We start from the raw sequence: 20,061 nt of genomic DNA on the forward strand, positions 1-20,061 counted from the left end.
TACCAAATCCACTCGCACCGGTTAAATTTAGCCGCATTTCTACGCGCTGTTTCCGCGCCCGTCTGTTATTTTAAATTTTGCCGTTCCGTCGCCACGGCTCGCTTTCCGCGCTAGCCCCTCGCCATATTGCTAGCTGTATTTGCGCGATAAATTTAACCGCACCGCTGCGCATGCTGTTCCACTCCGCTATCGCCGATGAAATTTGCACCCGTTAAATTTCCTCACACCCGCCACACCCGCAATCTTGTCCGTCCGCTCGCAAAATTCCGCCGCCTAAAGCAATGCTAAAATATTTTGCGATAAAATGGGCTAAATTTTTCACGAAGGATTTAGTATGCAGATCATCTCAACTCCCGATGCGGCGCAGGCCATCGGACCGTACTCCCAGGCGATCAAGGCGGGCGGGCTCATCTTTACCTCGGGGCAGATCGCGCTTAAACCGGGCGGCGAGTTTGTCGCTGGCGGCGTGGAGGCGCAGGCAAGGCAGGTTTTGCAAAACCTCGCCGCGATCCTAAAAGAAGCGGGCGCGACGCTGCAAGATGCCGTCAAAACGACGATTTTCCTAGCCGATATGGGCGATTTCGCCGCGGTGAACGAGATATACGCGGCGGCATTCGGCGCGCACAAGCCAGCTCGCAGCACGGTGCAGGTCGCCAAACTACCCAAAGGGGCACTTGTGGAGATCGAAGTAATAGCGCTGGCTAAGTAGCGCTAAATTTGGATCACTAGGACATTGCGGGTTTGCGCTTGCGGTTAAAATTTAGACGCGGGCCGCCGAAATTTTAAACGGCTCGCTTTGGTTTTGTAGCTGCCCGAGCTTTTAAATTTAGATTTTCAAAGCCGCGCCAAACGCCCGCAGGTCTATGCAAACAGCGCGTCTGGTGTGCTAAGGCGTTAAAATTTCTCGCTCAAAATGAGATCAAAATGATAGAAAAGCTTATTCAAAAATCTAAAAATATCACGGCCGCGGGGCGCAGCGACATAGAGCCCGCGTGGATCGTGCAGGCGCAGCGGCGGCTTGGTTTTGCGCTGCCTGTGAGCTACAAGCAGATACTGCTAAGATACGCTAGCATCAGCGCGGCGGGGACGGAGCTAAAAACGATCGCACCGCCCGAGTTTGCGGATAGTGCCGATGAGGGCATCTGCTACACGTATAAGATAAATCTCAAAAACGACCTATTCGCCGCGGATGAGCTCGTATTTTTGCAGCTCGAGGACGAGGAGTATTATTTTAAAATTTCGCCCGCAAGCGACGACGGCGGTATAGCGGACGGCTCGCCCAACACGGCGCACGATATGAATGCCGAAGCGGCAGATGAAACGACGTGTAAAACGGCGGGCGCAACAACAAGCGAGGCGGCAGATGACGCAGCAAGTGGAGCGACGAAAGAGATAGCAAGCGAGCGGGCAGACGACGCGCCGCGCAAAATTCTATTTATAGCTAGCGCTATAAACGGCTTTGAATGCGGCTGGCAAGCATTTGGCGCTTAATTTGGCGCGCGTTACAAAGCTTTGCGGAAGCTCGTTTGCAGCGTAAGAGCCACGCCGCTAAATTTGCGAGATGAGTGTGTTGCGCGAGTAAAAATAGTTCGCTTTTTAATTTTGGAAAAAATCGCTGCGTAGCAAGGGGATTAAATTTACCGCTTTTAAATTTTAAAATTTACAAAGAGCGGCACTTGCGGCTTTGAATGTGCGGCTAAATTTAGATTTCATAAAAGATTAAATTCTAAGTGCGGTTAAATTCGCTTCTTTAATTTCGCTTGCAGCCTGTGTCGCACTGCAAAACAGAGTGCGAAAATAGATCGCATTTGTGCGCGATCAGCGCGGATCAAATTAAAATTTCGTCTTTGGAATTTAGTCTGAATTTGCAGCTTGCATCAAGAAAGTATTTTTTGTAAGCCGATATTGAGTAGCCAAGAAGTGTCTTGAAACTTAGCATCGGCGGCTTAGAAAGTATTTTGAAATCCGCGCCAAGAGTGTGTTTTAAAACAACAAGGCGCGGCGCTGCTTTGCTGGTTTTATCGCGCCGCTTCGAGGCTAAATTTCATAGCCGCATAAAGCCGTCGTCGTAGCTGCCCTCTAGCTTGCGGCGCATATCCTCGCGCCATTTTGGAGTAAGCGTCGTAAGCAGGTTAAATTTTGCTAACAGCCCTTCATCGATACGCTCGCCGTAAAATAGGCGGTTGAGCTCCATCACGCTCATCATAGCGGGGTCGCGCTCTACGACGTAGATCTCGTCGCCTGCGCGGCACGAGCCGGTCTCTAGTACGCGGTAGTACCAGCCTGTAAGTCCGCTGCGCGCGATCTCCGCCGTCATCTCCGCGTTACCCCAGCGCATCGAGAGCTTGTAGCAGGGCTTGCGCGGCTGGCTTACTTGCAGCACCAGCGAGCCTATGCGGTGCACATCGCCGATGCAGACGTTTTGCTCGTGTAATCCGCTGATCGTGAGGTTTTCGCCCATTGCGCCATAGGCTAGATTTTTAAGCCCCAAAAACCTCTCCCACGCGGCGTAATTTTGCAGCGAGTTGGCAAAAATAGCCTTTTCCTCTCCGCCGTGATGCAGCGTGTCGGCTACCGCGTCGCCCTCGAATCCAAGCTCATTTGCGTGCACTTCGCCAGCTCTAGCTTGCTTAAAAATCGCCGTCTTCCAGCGCCTTTTTAGAGGCTGCGTAGCGCGCTCGTCGCCGTAAGCGCGCGGTTGCCCGGTCAGCAATGCCTTTAAAACGGGCATTTTTCGCTCCTTAAAATTTGCATGCGTTCTCCTTAAATCATAAAATTTAGGCTAGGATTTTAGCTAGAAAAGAATTTTAAAATTCTAAATTTTACAGCGATTTTGCGCTAAATTCCAAGTGCGGGCTTGAAATTTAGCGCGCGGCGTTATTTGTAGTCGTTTGCGTCGTAGCTTTTGCCGTCGTTAAAGTCGCTCAAAAGCCGCACGACGACGGGGCTAAGTAGGATGATTGCGATTAAGTTTGGGATCACCATCAGTCCGTTAAACATATCGGCTAGCCCCCAGACTAGGTCGATCTTTTGCACGCTTCCTATGAATACGAATGCGACGACCAAAATTTGCAAGAGCTTGACGAATTTTGCGCCCAGGAGGTATCGCACGTTGATCTCGGCGAAGTAATACCAGCCCAAAATCGTGGTAAATGCGAAGAAAAACAGGCAGATCGCCACGAAGCCGTAGCCGCCGCTGCGACCCAAAATTTGCGATCCGAAGGCCTCCTGCACCAGCGAGATGCCCGAAAATACTGCCTTGCCGTTTTCGAAGGTGACTACGTCGGTGCTGAGTACGACGAAAACGGTGATGTTAAGCACGATGAATGTATCGACGAAAACGCCCATTATGCCGAGCACGGCTTGATCTACGGGGTGTTTGACGTTTGCCGCGGCGTGTGCGTGCGGCGTCGAGCCCATGCCCGCTTCGTTTGAAAAGAGCCCGCGCGCGATGCCGTATCTCATCGCAGTGGCGATCGTAGCGCCCGTAGCGCCGCCCCAGGCAGCCGATGGATCGAACGCAGCTTTGAATATCAGCGCGATGGCGGATGGAATTTTATCGAAATTTGAGCCGATGATGACGAGACCCACCAGCACGTAGCAGATCGCCATTAGTGGCACGACCTTTTCGGCTACGCGCGCGATTGCCTTGACGCCGCCGAAAAAGATGACGCAGCAGATGAGTGCTAAGGCTGCGCCGCTCACCCACTTCGGAATCCCGAATGCGCCGCTAAAGCCGTCTGAGATGGAGTTTGCCTGCACCATATTGCCCATGAAACCCAAAGCAAAGATGATGGCTAGCGCAAAAAACGCCGCTAAAGGCTTGGCAAATGGACTTTTAAGTCCGCGGCTGATGTAAAACGCGGGCCCTCCGATCATATGCCCGCTGTCGTCCTTGGTGCGGTAAATTTGAGCCAGGCAGATCTCTGCGAAATTCGTCGCCATACCCAAAAACGCCGCGCACCACATCCAAAATATCGCGCCCGGCCCGCCCATCACTAACGCGGTGCTGGCGCCTACCAGGTTGCCGGTGCCTACCTGCGCCGCGATCGCCGTGGCGACGGCTTGGAACGAGCTCATGCCGCTTTTACCCGCAGCCTCGCCGTGCAGGGAGAAGTTGCTGAAAAGCTTGCGCGCGCCCATTTTAAATTTAAAAATCTGCACCAGATGCAAGCGCGCCGTAAAATATGCGCCGGTGCCGCAAAGTAGGGCGATTAGAAAGTACGGACCCCACAAAAAGGAGTTGATCGCGTCAATTGTGGCGGTGAATTTGTCGAGAAAATTTTGCATGATCTTTTCCGTGAATTTAAGATGCGAAAATATATTTTAAAAACTCTTAAATTCCTATAAATCGAGAGAAATTTAAGCGAAATTTTAAAGCGTCTTTATAATTTTACTCAAGTATTAAGCAAAGCGGTATGTGCCGTTTGCTGCATGCCAGCTTGCCAGATAAGCAGCTTAGAATTCCCGCCTTAGCTGTCGAAATTTGAAAAGCAATCAACTGAAATTTTAAGCCTTATTATTCATCACCGCCGATTTTGAAAACGAACATCTTGCAAGCGTTACAAAAGGCGGGGATCAGGCTAAAGAGGCGCGCTTTGAGGCTCCAGTGGTCGCGATACATTTTCATCATCGCGGCTTCTTTTATGAAGCGGATACGCGCGGGCTCCCAGCTCTGCACCTCTGCGCCGCTGCCGATACCCATTTTAAAAGGTGCGTTTTGCATGTGCCGCATCGCGTCGTGGCGTTTGGAGTCGAATTTTCTTACCGAAAACTCGCTCATAAAGTCACTCAGCACGTAGCCGCAAAATTTACGCGCAAGCGCGATAAAAAATTTTTTAAATTCCTCCTTTTCAAAATACATACTCACGCCCTCTAAGATAAAGATGTAGCCCGCGCTGCCGTGCTTTGCGACTAGCTTGTCCATCCACGAGGGATCTAGCATCGAGTAGGGCAAGCTAAAGTTGTTCTGAGCTTTGGGTAGCAGCGCATCGCGTGCGGCGATGACATCGGGTAGGTCGAGGTCGTAAAATAGGGCGTTCGGCAGGGCGTGTTGGAGCCTAAGCGGGCGGGTGTCGAGCCCGGCACCGAGCTGCACGATGATAGGGCGATCAAGCTCCGCCGCGAGCCGCAGCGTCTCGTCGTCGAAAAATTTCGCGCGGATCACGGTGCCCGTCTTGCTAAGGTGCGCGTCGTCGAATTTTGCAAAATCATAATCGATCTGCTCTACGACGGCGCTTGAAAACGGATCGTTTAGGATCGGATCCGCGTCTTTGAAATCCAGATGGCGCATATAGACGTTGATTAGTAGCGTCTCGGAGACGTTATCTTTAAAATTTAACTTTTGCATGAAGTGCCTTTCTTGCGGTGTCATCGCGAGCAAAATACCGCTTATTTTTAATATGCATTATTATATCCTTGCTAAATAAAATTTCAATGAAATGATATGAATTTTTATTTAGAGACAGAATTTTAAATTCGCGCCGCGGGTTTTGGCTATAATTTCGCCACATAAGGCTCAATAAATTTTTGAAATTTTACGCGATGCAAAGCGCGGGTAAAATTTAGAATTTTAAAAGCTATAAAATTTATTAGCTTAGGCGACCCAGATGCGCAGCCATAGTGCGGATGGTAAATTTAATCCGCGCAGCTTTATCTTTGTCTAAATATTTCATTGTATAATTCTTAGCTTTTGGAGGTTATATGGAAAAATCGCGGCTGGGACTACTGCAAACCGAGGCTATCGCCACGCTTAGCGACGAGGAGCTTGCAATGTTCGAGCACCAAGTCATCAAAAAAGGCTATGTTTTTTATAGCGAGGCGCCTAAAGTTTTTATTTTTAAAAGTGGACAGGCGAAGCTTTCGTTTTTTGAAGACGGCGAGGAATTCATCATCAACTACCTAAATAAGGACAATATTACCATTCTTAATGAAATTTGCGCGCTTGAGTTTTTAGAGGACAGCGAGATTTACACGATCGATGCGAGCGGACTAGGGGAGATCTTGGCAAATCGCAGCTTTTGCGAGGCATATATAAAAATTTTAACAGAGATAATTCTGCTGCAGCGCAAAATCACACGCTCTATACTTTTTGAAAATGCAAAAGGGCGCATCGCGAGCTTTTTGATCGAGCTTGCAAACGAGCAGAATTTTCATCAAAACGGCTACAAATACGTCTTTTTGCCCTTTTCGCTAAAGGTGCTTTCATCCTTTGTGGGGCTCAAGCGCCAAAGCGCGAGTACCGCGTTTAACGAGCTCGTAAAAGATAACGTAATTCAAAAAATCAGCCAGCACGAGTTTTTGATCCTAGACTACGACAGATTGCTTAGCTACTGTGTTTAGGCGCGGGCTAGAGTTTTTAAAGCATTTATGCGGCTTACGTTACGGCTTAGGCGCGAAATTTTGTCTAAAGTTGCAGAGTAGAATTTTGCCTAAATTTACAGCGTAAAATTTTTATCAAGAGCTTGGTTTTAGAATTTCATCCCGAATTTCGTTAGGATTTCGTCTAAAATTTTAACTTATATAAAATTTGGGTTTGTGGTCTCGTTTAAAATTCTGTTTTGAATTTGCTTAAAATTTTAACACGTAGTTCACTTTTGAATTTTATCCACTATCCTGAAACGCGAAGCTTTAGAATTTTAAATTTAGCGGCAAGCTATGGAATTTAAAATTTTAAATCAAGCTGTAATTTTATGTATTGCAATGGAATTTAAAATTTTGGATCGAGCGAAATTTTACGCATCAAAATTTAAGAAACTAAAAATGCGCGGCAAAGTGCCGCGCCATATTTTGTTTATATCGTGCCGAAGCGCGATAGATTAGTCTTTCTTTTTCATATCGTATTTATTTACCATAAATCCGACCAAGCCTACGAAAAATAGACCGCCGCAGATGTTACCTAGCGTAACTGGGATCATATTTTTAACGATGAAATTTCCCCAGTTTATTGAATCTATTTGAGCCGCCGTTACACCGTGAAGCGAGCTTGCAAGAGCATTTACATCGCCACCTGCAGCCGCAAGGTAGTGGCCTTTAGCGATGATACCTTCAGTTAGGATAAACATATTTGCAACGCAGTGTTCCATCGAGCAAGCTACGAATGCGCCGATCATCCACATAATTGCAAAGAATTTACCCGATAGATTGCTCTCGCTGGTTGCAGTCCAGATAGACATACATACAAACACGTTACAAAAAATTCCGCGGATGAATAGCTCATGAAAAGGTGCGTTTATTTTGCCTGCTGCTGCAGGAATGAAGTGCTGCAAGATGTAGCCATCATATTTAAGCGGAAGTCCTGAGTAATAATACATATACGCGATTAACGCGCCACCTACAAAGTTAAAGCACCAAACGATAGCCCAATAGCCGATTGTTTTACCTAGCGGTAATTTGCCATCGGCAGCAGGTACGCCCGTTAAAACCGAGCTGGTAAATAGATGCCCACCGTAAAAAACCACCATCATCAGACCGCAGCTAAAGGTAATACCGCCGATGAAATTCGATAAGCCAATAGATTGCTTTTCAGCCATTCCGACGGTCGAGTGAGCCCAGAAAATATCACCCATAGCGATTGCAGCGCCCGCCATTATAGCTAGAAAAATTATGCTAATTAGCGGGGTATGCGCCTTGTGTTGCATCGAACTAGACACCGCTTGCGCGGTTTCTGCAGGATTTAACATTTACTCCTCCTCATTTAAATTTGAATCAATTTCTAAGATACGCTCATAAGCTCTTTGCGCGCTTTTTTTTGCGCTCTCGCTCAGCCCTTCTTTGAAATCAAGGACATTATCGAGTAGCACGCTTATGCCCAAAAACAACGTCTTTGGGCAAATTTTGCGCAGATAGCTTAGAAGCACCGGCGTAGGTAGGTTATGCGTCGAGTAGATATAGTCGCGATCGTTGCTGAGGTCGAAAAATTCTATCTTATCCTCATCAAAGCCGCTCATCGCATCTACTACGATCAGAATTTCAGGGGCGAATTCCCTAAGTGCTGCAAATTCGTTTTCGGGCACATCCTGCCCATAAAAAACGCGCCAATCTTTTAAGTTTGCCTCGACTATTCGCCCTGTTTCATTGCCCACGTCATCGTCGCCGCGAAGGGGATTGCCGATACAAAGCAACGCCTTTCGCATCAAAAATCCTTCCTTAGCACGAAATATCCTTCGCGCATATTTTTTAGCAGATCTTTAAGCTCACATTCGCAAAGCTGAGGGATTAGCTTAGCTGCGTGCTCGGCAAAAATTTCAATCTCGAAATACTTGCTTAGGTTACCGATCTTAAATTTAACGTAGTCGCCCGAGTTTTCGATGATGCGTTTAAATTCTTCATCGTCTATCTCAAGTACCTTTTCGCTAAAATCTATCGTACCTACGCCGTGACCGACGCAGGTGGAAAAAACCTTGATATCCTTTAGTTCTTTGGGTAAATTTTCGTTTTCGTCCATATGCCGCTTTGTAAGCTTAAAAACCTCAATCATCGTTTGCTCCAGACCTCTTTTTGCGGATCGATCTTAAATTCCTCCGTAGCGCGGGCGTATTTTAGATATACGTCATTGTGCAATAGTGCCATGCACTCCGCGTATCTAGGATCCTCTTCGGTGTGGATAGCGTTAAGTAGAGCCTCGCGAGAAGCTTTTGGATCGTGAACGTCAGATGAGGTTTTGATCGCATCCATATATTTTGCGAATAAAACTCTTCCGAAAATATAGCTCATCAGCCTCTTAGCTTCAGCTTGCAGATCGCGCTCGAATAAAATATCGCCGATAACTGAACTCTTAACCGGTGGCGGAAGAGTGCTATCTTGCTCATAGCTCTTCTTTTGAAGCTTTTGATCAATGATGCCAAGCGCCATGCCAAGACCATAGATGATGCTAGCAGGATGCGGAGGGCAGCCTGGGATATAAACATCTACCGGTACAATCTTATCGATACCACTCCATACGCTATATGCGTCATGAAAAATTCCGCCAGTGCTTCCGCAGGCCCCAAGAGCTACTACGATCTTTGGATCAGGTGCAGCCTCATAAGCGCGGAGCAGCGGATAATACATCTGTCGAGTAACCGGGCCGGTGCAGACTAAGATATCTGCGTGGCGAGGGTTAGCTACGAGTTTAAATCCGAAGCGCTCCGGATCCCACATCGGCGTGATAGAAGCAAAAATTTCGATTTCACAGCCATTGCAACTTCCGCAATCGATACGATAAACGCTGAAGCTTCGTTTGATATTTTTCAAAAGCTCCAATTTTGCGGTTAGATCGTTTGCGTTTTTAATATTTTCGGGGACTTGATACAAACTCATTTTATTGCCTCCTCTATACCTTTGGTCACTCTTTCGACCGCTTGAGCTTTTTTGCATTCAGGACAGATATAGAGATATTTTTTAGCTTCTTCTAATCTGCCTGGGAGCAAATTTGCAGTACTTAGCTTTTCTAGCGTGTAATTGATGAGCCTTTTTGGGGTCATCGGCTTGCCGCAGCAGCTGCATTTCTCCATCTCAAGCTCGCCGTGTTGGATAAGCGCGCTTTTATCAAATTTTACCGCTAGCTCAAAGCTATTGCCTAGCCTTACCGCTCCCGTAGGGCATACCTCGTCGCAGCGACCGCAAAATATGCAGCGTCCGCAATCAAATTCCCAAATAAGCTTGGTTTGAGCTTCATTCATCTTAAGCTCGATCGCATTGGATGGGCAGGCGATACCGCACGCGGCACAGCCTATGCAAAGCTCATAGGTGTATTCAGGCTGCCCGCGAAAATTCTCGGGCACGATGTATGGCTCAAACGGATAAGCATAGGTCGCCTTACCATATTTTTCGGTAATGTCGAATAATTTCATCATCTTAAATCCTTTTTGCTAACCTTGCCGTCTTGGCAAAATTTCTTAAGGTCTTTTTCGGTTAGAATTTTACTCTTTCCGCTATTAATATCGACTAAAGTTACGCGCTCGGTGCATGAGTAGCACGGATCCATCGAGCATACGATTAGCGCCGCATCGGAGATGTTATTTCCGCGGAATTGAAATCGCAAGCTCGGCCAGTTGTTATACGTAGCGGCGCGACATCTCCAGCGGTAAACCTTCTGAGCGTTTCCTTGCATGATCCAGTGGACATTTTCGCCGCGCGGTGCTTCGTCGTGACCTAAAGCGTAGTTTTCCGGTCTGATCATAGTCTGTGGATCGATCATTATCGGAGTTTGCGGCATTTGATGCAAGCACTGCCTGATGATGTGGATCGATTGTTTAAGCTCTTTATATCTTACGACTTCGCGGCTGAATACATCGCCACCGTGCTCTACGGCTACTTCGAATTCTATCTTGTTGAAGAAATCATAAGGATGATCGTAGCGGTTGTCGCGTTTAAAGCCGGAAGCTCTCATATTTGGACCTACCGGGCTAAAATCACGCGCCACTTTGCGATCTAATACGCCCACACCTTTCCAGCGACCGATTTGGCGTTTATCCTCCATAACGGCGTCCCAAATTTCAGAAATTTGAACGTCGAGCTTGTTGATGATCTCGATGCTCTTGCGAATTTCATTGTCGGTCATATCGCGGCGAAGTCCGCCCATAATTACATTGCCGTAGGTCTTGCGGCCGCCGGTTACGAGCTGAGCTAACTCCATAGAGTATTCGCGCACCCTAAAGATATGCATGAAGGCGTTGTAGTTACCTGTTACCTCGCAGGCTAGACCGATATTTAAAAGATGGCTGTGAAGGCGTTCGATCTCAAGGCAGATGACGCGGATGGCTTGCGCACGAAGCGGAATTTCAAGCTTGATGGCTTTCTCTGCTGCTTCAATACACGCAATCGCGTGAGCGTAGCCGCAAATTCCACAGACGCGCTCTGCTAAATAGCCCATCTGATCGTAATTCATTCGGTTTTCAGCTAGCTTCTCCATACCGCGGTGTTGATAAAACAAGCGGTAGTCTGCATCGATAATCTCATCGCCGTCGCAAAATAGTCTAAAGTGTCCCGGCTCATCGCTCGTTACGTGAAGAGGTCCAAGTGGAACATCTACTACGCCATCACCGCTAGGAAATAAAAACTCTGCATTAGGTTCGTCTTTATGATCTACAGGATCGGGTCTATAGCGATAGTCCATCGCGTCTTTGCGAAGTGGATGAAGCCCATCGGGCCAATCGTCGCTTAACACCAAACGACGTTTATCAGGCAAGCCTTCGGCGATTAAGCCGAACATATCGAAAGCTTCTCTTTCGTACCATACGCAAGCAGGCACTAAAGGAGTAACCGACGGGAATGTCGGATCCGATCCAGGAATTAGCGTCCTAACGGTGATGAAGCATTTATCCTCTGCGGCGAAATCCTCCGCTTCGGTCATTTTGCCACCTTCCATAGATATCGCATAGTAAAGCGCGAAATTTCCGTTTAGCTCGCGCTCATCGTTAGGGATCATCGTGCTGATAAAACCGCCGATGTCATAATATAGCGTCTTAACCGCAAGCGGCAGATCATTTCTATCCACTAAAACGGTGATTTGATCCTCGGCTTGGCGGGTAACTTCTAAGACCTTGACTTTGGTCTTTAAAATTTCTATAAATTTATCGCCTCTCATTTTTAACCTCTCATCATTATTCTAACGCCGTTTTCGACGAGCATCCAAAAATCGCCTACGTGCCATACGCCGAAAATTATCACTAAAGCGCAAAGCAAGATTAGCGGTAAATTTTCAAACAAGCTCATCTCTTTAGCATAAACCACTTCACCTTTAGGCGTACCGAAGCTCGCTAGATTAAAGTGTGCGAAGTCCGCAATGAAAATAATTACGAGCGCGATCGCAAATAATGCTACGGCTATGTATTGACCGCTGGCTATCGCGCCTTTGAAAACGTTAAATTCGCTTACAAAGATCGCAAACGCAGGAACGCCTACGAGCGAGCAAACCGCAGCACCAAACATTATCGTAGTAAGCGGAGCGATTTTTACCATACCGCCCATTCTAGTCATATCTTTGTGACCGTAAATTCTAGCGATATTACCGGTAGAGCAGAATGCAAGAGCCTTAGTAAAGCTATGAGCTAAGCAGTGAAAGATCGCGGCAAGCAAGCCGAAATATCCGCCGATACCTAGCGCAAATGCAATAACACCCATATGAACGACCGAGTGGTAAGCAAACATCCTTTTCACGTCGTGCTGACGAACTAGGAAAATTCCTGCTATAAATAGCGTGATCGTGCCCGAAATCAGCATCACGTGCTTAACGAAGTCTGGCCCTACCGCTTCGGCGGTTACCGCGTAATATCTAAATATCGCTAGCATCGCACATTTTAAAAGCACACCCGAAAGTAGTGCCGAAATCGGAGCCGGACCTTCTGCGTGAACGTCAGGAAGCCAAGTGTGAGTAGGAGCAAGTCCTGCTTTGGTTCCAAAGCCTATTAGAGCGAATATAAAGATAAGCTTAGCAGCATCGCCGTTTAAATTTTTGGCATTATCCATAATGCTCGTCCAAAGCATCGAAGCCTCGCCATCGCCCGTGATTTTGAATGTAGCCGCATATAGTAAAACGGTCGCATAAAGCGCAAACGCTAAGCCGATCGAGCAGATAACGATATATTTGTAACCGCTCTCGGTGGATTTTTTATCTTTATGAATAGCGACCAAAAATACCGATGCTAACGTAGTAGCCTCTACCGCAGCCCACATAAACGCAACGTTGTTACAGATCACGCTAAGCGTCATCGTAAAAACGAAAACGTGGCAGAGCGCGTAGTATTTTCTAAGATCGCTAAGATCCAGATGGCCGCCCTGTATCTCCCATTTCATATAGGTGGTGGAGTATAAATTTACCAAAAAGCCCGTTACGGCGATTAGCACTAAAAATACGCAACCTAGGCTATCTAGGAATAGGAATTTATCGTATGCGTAAAACGCCTCGAAGTTGCCGCTGATAAGCTTGCCTACGTTACAGAGTAGTCCTGCGGATGTAACTGCAGAAATCAAAACGTGTAGCGAGCTTAGGAGCTTGAAATTCTTAGGGCATAAGAATAATATCAGCGCTCCGAGCAACGGAAAAATTAATATAAAAGCTAAACTATTCATCATTAACCCCTTAAATTCGAAGCTTTAGACGTATCAAGCCCGTCATAAGCTTTGTAAAATCTAACCGCCAAAATGCTCATAATAATAACCGCAAAGATTGCATCGGTTAAAATTCCAAGCTCGACTAGCTCGTGAGAGTTGTAAGCCATAAGTGCAAGGCTTAGGTGTATGCCGTTTTCAAAGAGGCAGTAGGCTAGAATTTGCTTGATGAAAGAATTTCTTAGCATGAAGCCGAAAATTCCCATCATAAATACGGTTACCGCCGCTATTAGAACGATTCTTTCTTGAATAAGAGAGAATTTAAGCAAGATCGGATTGATTGTCATCGCAATCGCTAGCGAAAATCCCATCGCAATAACGGGGCTTACGAAAAAGCCGCCTACCGGCTCATCCTCGCTGATCACATCCAGCTTTTTAACTAGCCAAAATAAAATTCCTGGCACGAAAATAACCTTCGTAAAAAACGCCACTATCGCCCAAATTCTAAGCTGCGGCGCATTGAAGTTAGAATACAGCATAAAAAATATGCTTACCAAAAATAGCGTCTGAATCGCGTAAATTCCGATCGAAAGTTTTAAATTTCTAAGTCCGAATACCGCGAGTGACGTTACGATCATACAAATTGCTAAAATATCGATACTATTCATCTTAAAATCCTACTACGTAAAGCGTTAATGCCGCAAAAGCAATGGCAAGAGCGCCGCATGAAATTTTGCGCATGCTCGAAGTCATTCTGAAGCGTGGTCCAAAGTTGTCGATGAAAACGGCTGCTACGTAAAATACGCCAGTTTTTAGCACAAAGATTATGATTGCCAAAAACGGATTGCTAAAATTCCACGGCTCAAATATCGTTAGGAATAATCCGATCATCGCAAATTGCTTCAAAATAAGCGCCGCTTGCACTAAGCCGAGATCGCTGCCTGCATATTCGCCAAGTAGACCTTCTTGAAGCTCTTGCTCGGCTTCGGCAAGATCAAATGGCTTTCTGCCGGTCTCGACATACATGCACCATAAAAACGCAATCGAAGCGACAGCAAAGCTTGGAATTTGATAGCCGATCTGACCGCTGCGTACCATCCCCTGAATCTCAACCAAATTTGAAGTTCCCGCAGCCATCATTACTACGATTAGGCACATCATCATCACAGGTTCGACAAAAACGGCAAGCATCTGCTCGCGTCCGCCGCCGGTTGCCGCAAACGGGTTACCGCTATCTATCGAAGCCGCACCGAATACGAAGCGCAAAAGCGCGCCTAGATATAGGATAACGAAAATATCCGAATATGCTCCGAAAATTTTATCGGTGGTTGGATCGCTGTATGTAATAGGAATAGCCGCCAAAATCGCTGCCGAAGTAGCGAAAAGGAAAAACGGCGCCCATCTAAATACCCAGTGGCTGCACGCAGGAACGGTTCTGCCGCGCTTAAAAAGCTTAATAATATCGCGGTAAGTCTGGAAAAAATCACTTCCTTGTTTCGACTGAAGCTTGGCTCGAAGTTTTCTAGCCATACCGTCGAAGAGTGGAGCGACTAGGACGATAACCGCGACTTGAAATATCATTAAAAATATAGTTTGTATAGTCTGCATCTCAAACCTCCTAGATCAAGAAATATCCGACGCCCAGTATCGCGCAAAGATAGATTAGGATGTAAAGCGTATATAAATTTGCATAGCCGCTTTGAATAATTCCTATCTTATCGGCGATCTTCTTACTCCAATCGATTACCGGTTGATAAATTATCGTCCACCAAATGTCTTGTGGGTGGTTGTGATACTCGATCGGTCCGAAGTAGCCGTTTTGCTCTATTCTGCGTTTATGACCTCTAAATAACCAGTCCATAATCTTTCTTAAATCGCCGGTAAAAGGACCGCCGGTCATCTGCATGCGAGGGCTATATTTAAAACCGCATGCCCAAGGATCTGTCTCACGAGGTTTGTCGCGATTTGCTTTCATAACCGCTAGGATGATAAACGGAAGCAACATTGTAGAACACAAAATCACTGCAATAAGAGGAGTTGAAACGATACTTCCCAAAGGTGAAGTGATTGACGAAGCGCCTAGGCTTGCAACATACCCGCTATTGGAAGTGATAGAATTTACCGCCTGCATGATGTAATCGACTATGAAGTGTGCGCCTACACCAAATCCCACGCAGCCTATCATCAAAATGATCATTCCTAAAACCATTCCAAGAGGACTTTCTTTTGCATTTTCCCAAATTTTTTCATCTCTTGGGGTTCCTGCAAAGATTACCGCATATAGTTTTAAGTGCATACCGACTAAAACGCCCGTAAGCGCAAGTGCGACTACTGCTAGCGAGAAAGCGTATCTAATGAAAATTCCGCTTTCCTTAGCGCCTTGAAGCATTCCTTGATAGGTAAACCACTCTGAAACGAAGCCGTTTACCGGAGGAAGTGCTGCAATACCCATGATGCCGATAAACATACCGACTGCAGTTAGAGGCATTTTTTTAGCTAGCCCTCCTAGCACGTCCATATTTTGCGTATGAGTAGCGTGGATTACAGAGCCTGCACATAAGAATAGTAAGCCTTTGAATATCGCGTGATTTACTACGTGGTAGCAGCCTGCTAAAAATCCGACTGCGGCTAGTGTTACATTGCCTGCTGCGACGCCGTAAATTCCAGTGCCAAGACCTAGCAAGATAATGCCGATATTTTCAACCGAGTGATACGCAAGAAGTGCTTTAAAGTCGTGCTGGCACAACGCGTATAAAACGCCAAAAAGCGAGCTAGCTGCTCCTAGGATCAAAACTGCAAGCCCAAAATAGATGCTTAGCGGTAAAAATAGTGTAAATTTAACAAGGGTAAAGAGCGCTACTTTAATCATAACGCCGCTCATTAGCGCAGAGACATTTGATGGAGCCGCAGGGTGAGCTTGCGGTAGCCAAACGTGAAAAGGCCACATTCCTGCTTTTGAGCCGAAGCCGACCAAAAACAAGATGAATGCTGCTACGGAAGCACCCATCGGCATATTTACGTTTTCCCACTTCGCAAATTCGAAGCTTCCTGCGTAGTTTGCAATGATAAGTAATCCACAGGTGATACAAAATGCACCGATCTGCGCTATACCTAGATATACCATAACGGCTTTGAGCGTGCCTTTGCCATCGTTTACTATGATTAGAAATGACGAGATTAGTGTCATAAGCTCCCATAAAACGGCGAAGCAAAATACATTATCTGCGCTGATGACTAAAAGCATAGATAAGATGAAGGTATTAAATAAACATGCAAAAACGCCGATATTTGCCTTTCCGATATATTCCTCAGCGTAGCTCATACCGTAAACGCTGCTTGCAAAGCCTATGAAAACGACTACGAAACTGAAGAAATTTCCAAGCGGACTTAAAGCAAATTTTGGCGCATATAAGAAAGTGCCGCCCAAAACGAAGCTATCGCTTACGCCCATATTGGCTACGAAATGACACATCGCGTAAAAACAGCTGATAGCACCTAATCCAAATCCCACCTTAACGGCAGTTTTTGGAGCGCAGTATAAAAGGATACTAATTACTGCACTGACGATAAATAAAGTATAGACGCTTATCATTTTGCGCCTCCTTCTTTTTTGGCGACGCAACTGATTTCGCCGTTTAACACGTCTTTTGCAAAAGCATTAGCCGCATCGTAGTCTATCGCAAAGCCCAATTTATGCTTACCTTCTTTAGGATCTATCATAATGATAGCGCTAGTTGGGCAAACCTCGACGCATGCAGGACCGTTCTCGCGTCCGTTGCATAGATCGCATTTGATGGCGGTGCTTTTGGCACCCGCTTGGCTTTCGATCTCGAGATAATACTTCGGCTCGACCGCATAATTTACTGACGGCATAAGCTCGGCATTCGAGCTGATCGCGCCATAAGGACAGGCGAGCGTACACATCTTACATCCGATGCAAATTTCTTCGTGTAATTCGATATAGTTATTATCGAAGCGAAGCGCACCGGTAGGGCAGACATTTGCGCATGGTCCGTCATCGCACTGCCTGCACTGCGTAGGCATAACGCCGTAAGCCTGTCTAAGCACGGTAAGTCGCGATTTAGCAAGCTTGCCGCGCTCGTAGGCACTTGAGTAACAGGCCGCCATGCACGTCGTGCAACCGATACATCGTTTGTAATCACAGATTACAAATTTATGTTGTTTCATACCTTTCTCCTTGACTTAAGGAATTTTAAAAATTTTTTACTAAAAATTTTGGTGTAATTATATTTAAGTCCGTAAAAAAATTCCGTCATTTATCTGACGATATTTGGAATTTATTTGATAAATTTGCTTTCAAAGCTTAAATTTGAAAACTAATTTCTTTTTTAAACCGGTTCGTTGATTATTTGCTTTAAAAGTCTAGTATATCAGTATTAAAGTATATTTTAAAATTTAAATTACTACTTAAATTACCCCAACTTACTCCTAATTATAATTGAAAAAATTCTTTTAGCTTAAGGCAAAATTTCAATTTTATTTTAGGTAAGAATTTATATAATTGTGCCGAAATTGCATATATGGTAATTTTGCATGTTTAGTATTTTCGAAAGGAGAAAATATGGCGAATAAAGGCAAGGTCATATGCCCTTATTGTGGCACAGGCTGTCAAATCGAGCTGACTGCGGAAGACAATTATATTAAATCCGCAACCGGAGTAAGCGACAACCCCGTAAATCAAGGTTGTTTATGTTTGAAAGGTTATTACGGATGGAATTACGTAGGCTCTAGAGATAGGCTTACTACTCCGCTAATTCGTAAAAAGAATGGCAAATTTAGTAAAGATGGCGATTTGGTCGAGGCTAGCTGGGACGAAGCGCTTGATTTGGTTGCTAAAAAGATGCTCGAGGTTAAAGAAAAATACGGCGCTGACGCGATAGCCGGAAACTATTCCGCACGCTGTACGCATGAGGATAACTACGTAGCGCAGAAGCTACTTAGAATTTTAGGCACGAATAATATCGATCACTGCGCGCGCATTTGACACGCTCCGACTGTGGCAGGTCTTGCCAAAACAATCGGTAACGGAGCGGCTACAAATAGCTTTACTGAGATCGGAACTCACAGCAACTGCATTATGATGATCGGCTCAAACCCGGAAAATGGTCACCCGATCGTAGCTATGCACGTTCAAAGAGCGCTAAATAGAGGCGCCAAACTCATCGTCATAGACCCGGTTAAGACGGAATTTGCAAATCGCGCAGATATCCACCTCCAGCTTGAGCCGGAGCATAATATCCCGGTCATCAACGCTTTAATCCATACTATTATCGACGAGGATTTGGTAAATCACGAATTCGTTGAGAAATACACCAAGGGCTTTGAATATGTAAAAGAAGCGGTTAAGGATTATTCGCCTGAAGCCGTAGCCAAATACACTAGGCTAAACGCTGAAGATATTAGAAAAGCGGCTAGAATTTACGCTACTACACGACCTGCGGTTATCACGCACGGAATGGGTGTAACTCACTTCAATCACGGCGTGGGCGCGGTTTGTGATATTTCAAATTTAATGCTCGTAACGGGCAATGTGGGCGAACTTGGAAGCGGCGATCTACCGATCCGTGGACAAGAAAACGTCCAAGGCTGCTGCGATATGGGAATGCTTCCTAACGTATTTACCGGCTATAAAGCTGTAACCGACGAGAGTGCCCGTGATTGGTTTGAGCGCCAGTGGAATTTGCCGAAAGGTCATCTAAATGGCAAGATCGGTATTCATAAAACCGAAGTGCCTGACGCAATTCTTGATGGTAGGGTAAAATTCTTCTGGACGATGGGTGAAAACCCGGTTATGACCGATCCGAACGCAAACCACTTCTTGCGCGCGATTTCGCAGGTAGAGATGTATGTGATCCAAGATATTTTCTTAACCGAGACGAGCCGCAAAGCAGATGTCGTGCTTCCTGGAGCTTGCAGCGGCGAGAAGGAGGGTACTTATGCTAACGCCGAGCGCCGCGTACAGCATAGCGAGATTGTAGTTGCCCCTCCGGGACAAGCTAGACAAGACTGGGCTATCATCTGCGAGCTTGCCAGACGTTTAGGTCTAGGAGATTATTTCACATTCCAATCTCCAGAGCAGATTTGGGAAGAGGTGCGCAGGGTAGCTCCGCATAACTACGGCGGAATGAGCTATTACCGCATCAAAAAATACCACGGACTTCACTGGCCGTGCCCTGATGAGAATTCTATGGGCGGACCTGCATTGTACCTTGATAAAAAATTCTTTACCCCGGACGGTAAAGGAAATTTTGTCCCAGTTCTATTTGTGGATGATAAGAGCAAGATCGAAAGCGCCAAAGAGGAATTCGCAAAGCGTATGAATATGCCGAAAGATTATCCTGTAATGGCGGGCTCGGTCGATGAGAAGACCGACGAGGAGTTCCCGATCCAGCTTCTAACTACGCGTAAAGTTTACGAGTACGCAGGAGGCGCGATGACTAGGCGCTCTAAGACCGTCGAGCAGGGCGGCGACGCGATAGGACCGATTGCGGAAATGAATCCGAAACTCGCCGAGCGATATGGAATTTCGCAAGGCGATTTCATCGTCGCGTGGAGCCGCTACGGCTATATCGCGATCAAAGCAGACATCACCGAGTGTATAATGGATGGTATCATTCAGATGTCTTATCACTACTGGGAGAGCTGCTGCAACGAGTTAACGAGCGGCGGCTGGGATCTAATCGCCAAAACTCCTACGTTTAAGGCGGCGATTCAGATTAAAAAGATCGACGAGGCGGAATTCTTGCGTATCCGCGAGCTTAAGCGCATTAAGTTTCAGACCAACAAGGTCGTTTACGACGACTTCCACCACCATCCGATTAAATTCTAAGAATTTAATCTTATCCGTAGATTCGGGGGCTATGCTTCCGAATCTATTTTTTAACAATCAATTCAAATAGTATGAACAATCCAAATAATATGAAATTTTTACGATCTAGCTGTATTGCGATATTTTAAAGATCAAAAATTTCAAGAATTCAATAAATTTCGCGGTATTAATAAGCTTTT

General features: G+C 46.0%; 18 protein-coding genes. 4 read left to right on the forward strand and 14 right to left on the reverse strand.

The genetic code is table 11. From position 1 onward, the window contains the following. Nucleotides 1-334 precede the first annotated feature (334 nt). Both Q0224_RS00810 and Q0224_RS00815 read left to right on the forward strand, forming a co-directional pair. Nucleotides 335-709 carry a RidA family protein gene (locus Q0224_RS00810; RefSeq protein ID WP_297948230.1) on the forward strand — a complete coding sequence of 125 codons (375 nt, stop codon included), beginning with the start codon at nucleotides 335-337 and terminating at the stop codon, nucleotides 707-709. A gap of 215 nt (nucleotides 710-924) precedes the next feature. Next, nucleotides 925-1,491, forward strand: a complete 567-nt coding sequence (locus Q0224_RS00815; protein WP_297948233.1) for a hypothetical protein — start codon at nucleotides 925-927, stop codon at nucleotides 1,489-1,491. Nucleotides 1,492-2,044: 553 nt separating this feature from the next. Here the strand turns inward: Q0224_RS00815 and Q0224_RS00820 are convergent. From Q0224_RS00820 to Q0224_RS00830, 3 genes are all read right to left on the reverse strand, one after another. After that, nucleotides 2,045-2,731 carry an MOSC domain-containing protein gene (locus Q0224_RS00820; protein WP_297948236.1) on the reverse strand — a complete coding sequence of 229 codons (687 nt, stop codon included), beginning with the start codon at nucleotides 2,729-2,731 and terminating at the stop codon, nucleotides 2,045-2,047. A gap of 146 nt (nucleotides 2,732-2,877) precedes the next feature. Then, nucleotides 2,878-4,290, reverse strand: a complete 1,413-nt coding sequence (locus tag Q0224_RS00825; RefSeq protein ID WP_297948239.1) for a sodium:alanine symporter family protein — start codon at nucleotides 4,288-4,290, stop codon at nucleotides 2,878-2,880. 229 nt (nucleotides 4,291-4,519) lie between these two features. Beyond that, nucleotides 4,520-5,350 (reverse strand): class I SAM-dependent methyltransferase, encoded by an 831-nt coding sequence (locus Q0224_RS00830; RefSeq protein WP_297948242.1) that lies wholly within the window; start codon nucleotides 5,348-5,350, stop codon nucleotides 4,520-4,522. 353 nt (nucleotides 5,351-5,703) lie between these two features. On the opposite strand from Q0224_RS00830, the gene Q0224_RS00835 reads away from it, so the two are divergent. Next, a complete protein-coding gene (locus Q0224_RS00835) occupies nucleotides 5,704-6,342 on the forward strand; it encodes a Crp/Fnr family transcriptional regulator (protein WP_005871915.1) in 639 nt (212 codons plus the stop codon). Nucleotides 6,343-6,818: 476 nt separating this feature from the next. Here Q0224_RS00835 and Q0224_RS00840 read toward each other — a convergent pair whose 3' ends face one another. Genes Q0224_RS00840 through Q0224_RS00890 form a run of 11 tightly spaced genes read right to left on the reverse strand, consistent with a single transcriptional unit; the run spans nucleotide 6,819 to nucleotide 17,220 of the window. Next, the gene (locus Q0224_RS00840; protein ID WP_005871911.1) at nucleotides 6,819-7,682 is read right to left on the reverse strand and encodes a formate/nitrite transporter family protein; all 864 of its coding nucleotides are present in this window, start codon (nucleotides 7,680-7,682) and stop codon (nucleotides 6,819-6,821) included. Further along, entirely contained in the window at nucleotides 7,683-8,135 is a 453-nt protein-coding gene (locus Q0224_RS00845; protein WP_297948245.1) for a hydrogenase 3 maturation endopeptidase HyCI, read from the reverse strand. It lies immediately after the preceding gene. Next, nucleotides 8,135-8,479, reverse strand: a complete 345-nt coding sequence (locus tag Q0224_RS00850; RefSeq protein WP_005871907.1) for a formate hydrogenlyase maturation HycH family protein — start codon at nucleotides 8,477-8,479, stop codon at nucleotides 8,135-8,137. The genes Q0224_RS00845 and Q0224_RS00850 overlap by 1 nt, the downstream gene beginning before the upstream one ends. Continuing rightward, a complete protein-coding gene (locus Q0224_RS00855; RefSeq protein WP_177386901.1) occupies nucleotides 8,476-9,300 on the reverse strand; it encodes an NADH-quinone oxidoreductase subunit B family protein in 825 nt (274 codons plus the stop codon). Before Q0224_RS00855 ends, Q0224_RS00850 begins: the two co-directional genes overlap by 4 nt. Further along, nucleotides 9,297-9,836 (reverse strand): formate hydrogenlyase complex iron-sulfur subunit, encoded by a 540-nt coding sequence (locus tag Q0224_RS00860; RefSeq protein WP_177386902.1) that lies wholly within the window; start codon nucleotides 9,834-9,836, stop codon nucleotides 9,297-9,299. Before Q0224_RS00860 ends, Q0224_RS00855 begins: the two co-directional genes overlap by 4 nt. Beyond that, nucleotides 9,833-11,569, reverse strand: coding sequence for an NADH-quinone oxidoreductase subunit C (locus Q0224_RS00865; protein ID WP_005871901.1), 1,737 nt, complete (start codon nucleotides 11,567-11,569; stop codon nucleotides 9,833-9,835). Before Q0224_RS00865 ends, Q0224_RS00860 begins: the two co-directional genes overlap by 4 nt. 2 nt (nucleotides 11,570-11,571) lie before the next feature. Next, nucleotides 11,572-13,053, reverse strand: a complete 1,482-nt coding sequence (locus tag Q0224_RS00870; RefSeq protein WP_297948247.1) for a hydrogenase 4 subunit F — start codon at nucleotides 13,051-13,053, stop codon at nucleotides 11,572-11,574. Nucleotides 13,054-13,055: 2 nt separating this feature from the next. Then, nucleotides 13,056-13,700 (reverse strand): hydrogenase 4 membrane subunit, encoded by a 645-nt coding sequence (gene hyfE, locus Q0224_RS00875; RefSeq protein ID WP_291936441.1) that lies wholly within the window; start codon nucleotides 13,698-13,700, stop codon nucleotides 13,056-13,058. A gap of 1 nt (nucleotide 13,701) precedes the next feature. Beyond that, nucleotides 13,702-14,640 (reverse strand): NADH-quinone oxidoreductase subunit H, encoded by a 939-nt coding sequence (locus Q0224_RS00880; protein WP_291936444.1) that lies wholly within the window; start codon nucleotides 14,638-14,640, stop codon nucleotides 13,702-13,704. A 10-nt stretch (nucleotides 14,641-14,650) separates the two neighbouring features. After that, a complete protein-coding gene (locus Q0224_RS00885) occupies nucleotides 14,651-16,624 on the reverse strand; it encodes a proton-conducting transporter membrane subunit (RefSeq protein WP_297948250.1) in 1,974 nt (657 codons plus the stop codon). Continuing rightward, the gene (locus tag Q0224_RS00890) at nucleotides 16,621-17,220 is read right to left on the reverse strand and encodes a 4Fe-4S dicluster domain-containing protein (protein ID WP_005871891.1); all 600 of its coding nucleotides are present in this window, start codon (nucleotides 17,218-17,220) and stop codon (nucleotides 16,621-16,623) included. Before Q0224_RS00890 ends, Q0224_RS00885 begins: the two co-directional genes overlap by 4 nt. A gap of 394 nt (nucleotides 17,221-17,614) precedes the next feature. Between Q0224_RS00890 and Q0224_RS10935 the strand changes: the two genes are divergently transcribed. After that, entirely contained in the window at nucleotides 17,615-19,882 is a 2,268-nt protein-coding gene (locus Q0224_RS10935; protein WP_366939492.1) for a molybdopterin-dependent oxidoreductase, read from the forward strand. The last annotated feature ends 179 nt before the right edge of the window (nucleotides 19,883-20,061 follow it).

Source organism: uncultured Campylobacter sp., assembly GCF_938002845.1.
Classification (GTDB): domain Bacteria; phylum Campylobacterota; class Campylobacteria; order Campylobacterales; family Campylobacteraceae; genus Campylobacter_B.